This is a genomic window from Actinomadura formosensis NBRC 14204 (assembly GCF_001552155.1).
GTDB lineage: Bacteria > Actinomycetota > Actinomycetes > Streptosporangiales > Streptosporangiaceae > Spirillospora > Spirillospora formosensis.
In genome coordinates this window covers 1-5,253 of the sequence record NZ_BCQQ01000229.1, presented here as the reverse complement: position 1 = coordinate 5,253, position 5,253 = coordinate 1, and the positions used below count along the sequence as shown (strand labels likewise).

General features: G+C 71.6%; 3 protein-coding genes. All 3 read right to left on the bottom strand.

All coding sequences use genetic code 11. The annotated features are described in order from the left end of the window. The coding region (locus tag AF1_RS31790) for a protein kinase family protein (protein ID WP_217999868.1) at window positions 1–845 on the bottom strand (845 nt) is incomplete at its 3' end. Between the two features lie 194 nt (window positions 846–1,039). Then, a complete protein-coding gene (gene murJ / locus AF1_RS31785; RefSeq protein WP_084263521.1) occupies window positions 1,040–2,812 on the bottom strand; it encodes a murein biosynthesis integral membrane protein MurJ in 1,773 nt (590 codons plus the stop codon). Then, complete coding sequence (locus AF1_RS31780) at window positions 2,766–5,138, bottom strand: DUF6049 family protein (protein WP_255218855.1); 2,373 nt, start codon at window positions 5,136–5,138, stop codon at window positions 2,766–2,768. The genes murJ and AF1_RS31780 overlap by 47 nt, the downstream gene beginning before the upstream one ends. Window positions 5,139–5,253: the final 115 nt, after the last annotated feature.

The following is a 5,253-nucleotide window of genomic DNA, read 5'->3' as shown; positions in this document are numbered from 1 at the left end:
GGCGGCGGTGCCGCCGGACGCTGGGGCGCCGCGGGCCGCGGCGGCGACGGTGGTGCGGCGTTCCCGAGCCCGGCGAACAGCGGCAGCGGGGTGCGCGGGACACCGCGCAGCGCCTTCGCGAGGTCGGCGGGGGACGCGAGCGGCTCCCCCTGGCCGAGGCCGAGGCAGCGGCAGACGATCGCGTCGACCGCGTGCGAGATGCCGGCCTGGACCTGGCGGGGCGCGCGCGGGGTGCCGTCGGCCGCGGGCGCGGCGGGCAGGTCGGAGGCGTCCTCGGCACCGGGCCAGTGCGCGGTGAGCGCCGCGTACAGCATCCGGCCGAGACCGCGGGCGTCCTCGGCGGCGGGGTCGTCGGAGTGCCGGTCGCCGAGGACGGCGTCGGTCGCGACACCGAGGATCTTGACGGTTCCGCCGGTCGTCCAGACGAGGTTGCGGGGGGTGAGGCAGAGGTGCGACAGCCCGGCGGAGTGCGCGGCGGCGAGCGCCTCGGCCGCCTCGTACAGCAGCGTCGCGGCGCGTCCCGGCTCCAGCGGGGCCTTGCCGAGCATGGCCTCCAGGTTCTCGCCGACGACCCACTCGCTCACGACATAGGCGCTCTCACCGGAATCGTCGGCGTCGAAGACCTGGGTGAGCCGGGGGTCGGTCAGCCGGCTGGCGGACCGGGCGGAGGTGACGGCCTCGGCGATCCGGGGGAACTTCGGATCGAAGGTGCGGACGGCGACCGCCCGCGCGAGGATCTCGTCGATGGCCCGCCAGAGCGATGATCCGCCGGAATCGCTGATGCGCTCTTCGAGCCGGTAGCGGCCGGCGAGACGTGTGCCGGGTTCGATGACTGACGTGCTCACGGCAGCGTCCTGCACAGGTGGTCAGATCCCATGTTCGTGGCGTGGCAGCTTACGCCTCCGACCCTCCTCTTTGCGTTCCCCAGGGTGTCGCCCCGCAGGCCGTAGTCCCCCACATGGTAGTGGTTACTCGCATAAGTGGCCGCCTTATCGCCGCGCGTCCTTTTTTACTTCGGGATGTGGTCGACGGCGGGTGGTCAGCGTCCGGGCAGCCGGCGCGCGAACGTGGCGATGGCCGTCTGAACCTCCTCTACCCGCATCAGCCTGGCGAAGAACACGTACAGTAGCCCGCCGCCGGCGGAGCCGACGACCAGGGTGATCAGCGCGGGCAGCATCGTCGAGGTGTCACCGGCGGCGTCCGCGATGGTGTGCGCGGCGTAGGCGAACCCGATCAGCGGCCAGACCGCGACGAGGAGCTTCAGGTGGCCGCCGACGATGCGGCGTCCGTCGATGCCGCCGAGCTTGCGGCGCAGCACCAGCCAGCAGGCGATCGTCCCGACCACGTTGGTGATCGCGAATCCGCCGGCGATGCCGATCACGATCCACTTCACGCCGAGGACGTTGTAGGCGGTGAACGCCATGATGATGTTGGACGAGGTGACGACGAGCCCGATCAGCGCGGGCGTCCTGGTGTCGCCGTGGGAGTAGAAGACCCGCAGCATGAGCTGGTAGATCGAGAACGGGACGAGCGCGATCGCGAACATCTGCATGACCCGCGCGATGACCAGCGCGTCGTCGGCCGAGGTGTTGCCGTGCGCGAACAGCACCGTGGTGATCTCCGGGCCGAGCACCAGCATCAGCGCCGCCGCCGGCATGATGATCACCGAGGAGAGCCGCAGCCCGCTGGAGAACGCGGCGCGGACGTCGGCGGTCTTGCCCTCGGCCGCGAACCGGCTCATCCGCGGCAGCAGCGCGGTGATCACCGACACCCCGACGATCGCGTAGGGCAGCTGGAAGAGCTGGTAGGCGTTGAAGTACGGGGTGTAGCCGTAGCTCTCGCCGAACCCCTCCTTCGCGGCCCTGGTCCCGGCGGCGTTCGCCAGCGCGGTGACGACGGCGAACGCGGCCTGGGCCGCGACGACGTACAGCAGCGTCCAGCCGGCCATGCGCCCGACCTCGCCGATCTCGCCGCGCTTGAAGTCCAGCCGGGGCCGCCACCGGAACCCGACGCGGCGCAGCGACGGCCACAGCGCGACCGTCTGCAGGACGATCCCGCCGGTCGTGCCGATGGACAGCAGCATCAGCTGCGAGTCGGAGATCGTGGACGGGTCGACGCGGCCCGTGGTGATCGCCAGGAACGCGCCGCCGATCGCGATGACCACGATGTTGTTCAGCACCGGCGCCCACATCGGCGCGCCGAAGCTGCCGCGCGTGTTCAGGATCGCCCCGGCGAACGCGCCGACACCGTAGAAGAACAGTTGCGGCAGGAAGAACCGGGCGAACAGGACGGCCACGGTGCGCTGGTCGCCGGTGTAGCTGCCCGCGAGGATGTCGATGAACAGCGGCGCGCACAGCACGGAGACGACGGTGAGCACGCCGAGGCCGATCACCGCGAGGGTGAAGACGCGCTGCTCGTACTGCTCTCCGTAGGCGCGGTCGCGCTGCTTCGCCCGCACCAGCAGCGGGACGATGACACTGGTCAGGATGCCGCCGAGCAGCAGGTCGTAGATCTGGTTGGGGATCGTGTTGGCGGTGTTGTAGGCGTTCGCGAGCAGCCCGGTGCCGAGCGCGGCGACGATGACGGCGGTGCGCAGGAAGCCGGTGACGCGGGACGCGAGGGTGCCCACCGCCATGATCGCGCCGGAGCGCAGGATGCCGCCGGACGCGGCCTTCCCGCTCTCGCCCTCCCCGGAGCCGGACTCGGGGGTGGGGGTGTCGACGACCGTCTCCGCGACGGGTGCGCCGCCGCCGGGGACGGGAATGTCAATCGCCGTCTCGGCCGCGTTCGGCGGGCCCGCCGGCCTGCCCATCGGCGGCGGGCCCGGGTAGGCCGGGTTCGGTGCGCTCTGCGGTGGCGGAGCCGGCGGACGGCCCTGCGGGGGCGGGCCCTGGGGGTGTCCCCGGCCCGGCACCGGCCGGTCCCGCCCCGGATACCCCGGGGAACTCGGTGGCGGATATCCCTGCTCCTGGGAGCCCGGGAGCTGGGAACCCGGGGTCCTGTCCCCCTGTCCCTGCCGATCCCATTCCCGTCGACCCGTCACCGGCTGCCTCCGCTTTCCGGCGGCGCCTCGCTCTGATGGCCCGCACTCCGACGCCCACGAAGAGTACGGCAAGTCCGCCGCCCGTGATGAGCAGCGCGAGACGTCCGTAGCCGGTCACGGTCACCGTGACCTGCTCGCGGCTCCCGTACGTCCGGCCCTTCGCGCCGGGAACCCGCAACTCCAGGAAGACGTGGAAGTTGCCGTTACCGGCCGCCTGCGCGGGAATCCACCGCTGCGCCCGCTCGCCGGGCCGCAGCTCGATGACCGCGTCCTCGGGATCCAGCGTTCCGAGCCGGAGCTTCGCGTTGCTCTCCGACGTGGCGACGAGATGGACCTTGACCGACTGGTCGCGCAGCGTGTTCTCCACGAGCACCGGCAGCCGGCCCGATCTGCCCCCCATCAGCACGCGTTTGCTCTTGGTGGTGACGATACGGACCCGGCGCATGTCCGAACTGAGCTGGTTCTCCAGCTCTATGCGGGACGCTCTGGCACGGCGCGCCGACGTCCGCCACGCCGCCGACTCCATGCGCAGCACCGCCCGCTCGTAGGAGATCTTGATCGGGCCGGTCATCACGGCCTGGAACGACGCGGCCTCCCGGGAGATCTCCTGCACCTGCCGCAGGTGCGCGTCGCCGATTTCGTACTGCAGGTAGTCGTCGGAGTATTCGTTGAAGACGCGGTCCTGCGCCGGGGCCGCCTCGATCTTGCCCAGCGGCACCTCCTTCAGCCAGGCCGCGTCCTTGGTGTAGGTCAGCAGGTTCTTCGCGACCCCGTCGGCCGGGTCCCAGTGCCGGTCGGGGGCGATGACCACGGTGCGCTGCAGGCTCGGCGTCTCCGCCGCGATCATCGCCGTCTCGGCGAGGAACCGCTGCTCGGTCAGCAGCGCCCCGGACGCCGTCCGCGCCCCCCCGCTGATGATCCGGTTGAGCTTCTCGTCGTAGAGCAGCGTCTTCCTGGCGCCGTGGTGCGTCTGCAGCGTCGTGGTCGCGTTCGGCGGCGCGGGCGGCGCCGGATCCTGGAACTGCGAGCTGCTCATCAGGAACGCCCCGCCGTCCTTCAGCGCGGACCTGGCGAGCTGGTCGAGCGTGCCGCGGCCGGCGGCGCCCGCGGGCGGCCAGGCGACATGCCGGTCCGGGGCGCGTCCGAGGACCTGCGACACGACGCCCGTGTTCCGCTGGTCGAAGGCGACGCCGATGTCGCGCGGCGTCTTGCGGCGGACGAGCGCCACGACGTCCGGATCGGCGTAGGGGAGGGTGAAGTACGGGTCCTTCTTCGCGGCGTCCCGCAGGGCCGACAGCCAGGACGCGGCGACCGCGCTCTTCTGCTTGCGGACGCTCGCCTTCGCGCCCGGCGCCCGGACCGTGTAGTCGCCGGACGCCATCTGCCGCACGTCGTCCAGCAGCGCCGGGTCCAGCGCCCACGTGACGGGCGTGGCGGTGCCGGACGCCGCCTCGACGAGCCGGTTGAGCCGGCCGCCGGGCGACATCTCCTTGGTGAGATCGTCGTCGGTGAACGTCCGGTCGCCGGTGCGGTGCATCTGGTCGATCAGCGGCAGCACCCAGCCGACCGCCACCGGCTTGAAGTTCGGCCGGTTCGGCATGTAGGTGACGAACGTCGTGATGCCGCCGACGACCTGCTGCGCGGAATTCAGCACCTCGACGCCCACCGGGTAGACGCCGGGCGTGCCGGCCGGAGCGCGGAGCCGCAGTTCCCTGACCGTGGTCTTGAACGTCCAGCCCTGCGTGGCGCCGGGCGACGCCGCCCCTGGAAGCGGCTTGGCCGGGCCGATGTTCGGCAGCGCGTTCGGCGGGCTCGTCGCGAGCTGGTCGAGCTGGGTACGGCTCGTGACGGGCTGCGCGCTGTAGCGCAGCCGCAGGGAGACGCCGGGAAGCTGATGGCCGGTGCGGTTCTTGGCCAGCCCCGAGATCTCGATCTGCGGCTTGCTCTCACTGACGGTCTTGGGACCGACCTTGGTGAGCGCCATGGCGACCTGGGCACGCGCCTGAACCTGTGCGGGAGCACGCCGCGCGAGAGCCGGAGACGTCGGCATCATCGGCACCGCCGCCATACAAGGCACCAGCGCGGCCAACGCCACCGTGCGTTTGACCGTCCTCACGCCGTACCGGCCGCCGCACGGGGACGGCGGGCCAACAATTCCCGCACCACGGGGTTGAGTCTAGTGGTGCGTTTATTGCTGTGTTCATGGCTTC

What these genes read in the sequence shown, in the direction of transcription:
- murJ (WP_084263521.1), bottom strand. Translation starts at nt 2,812, where the DNA reads ATGGGCAGGCCGGCGGGCCCGCCGAACGCGGCCGAGACGGCGATTGAC.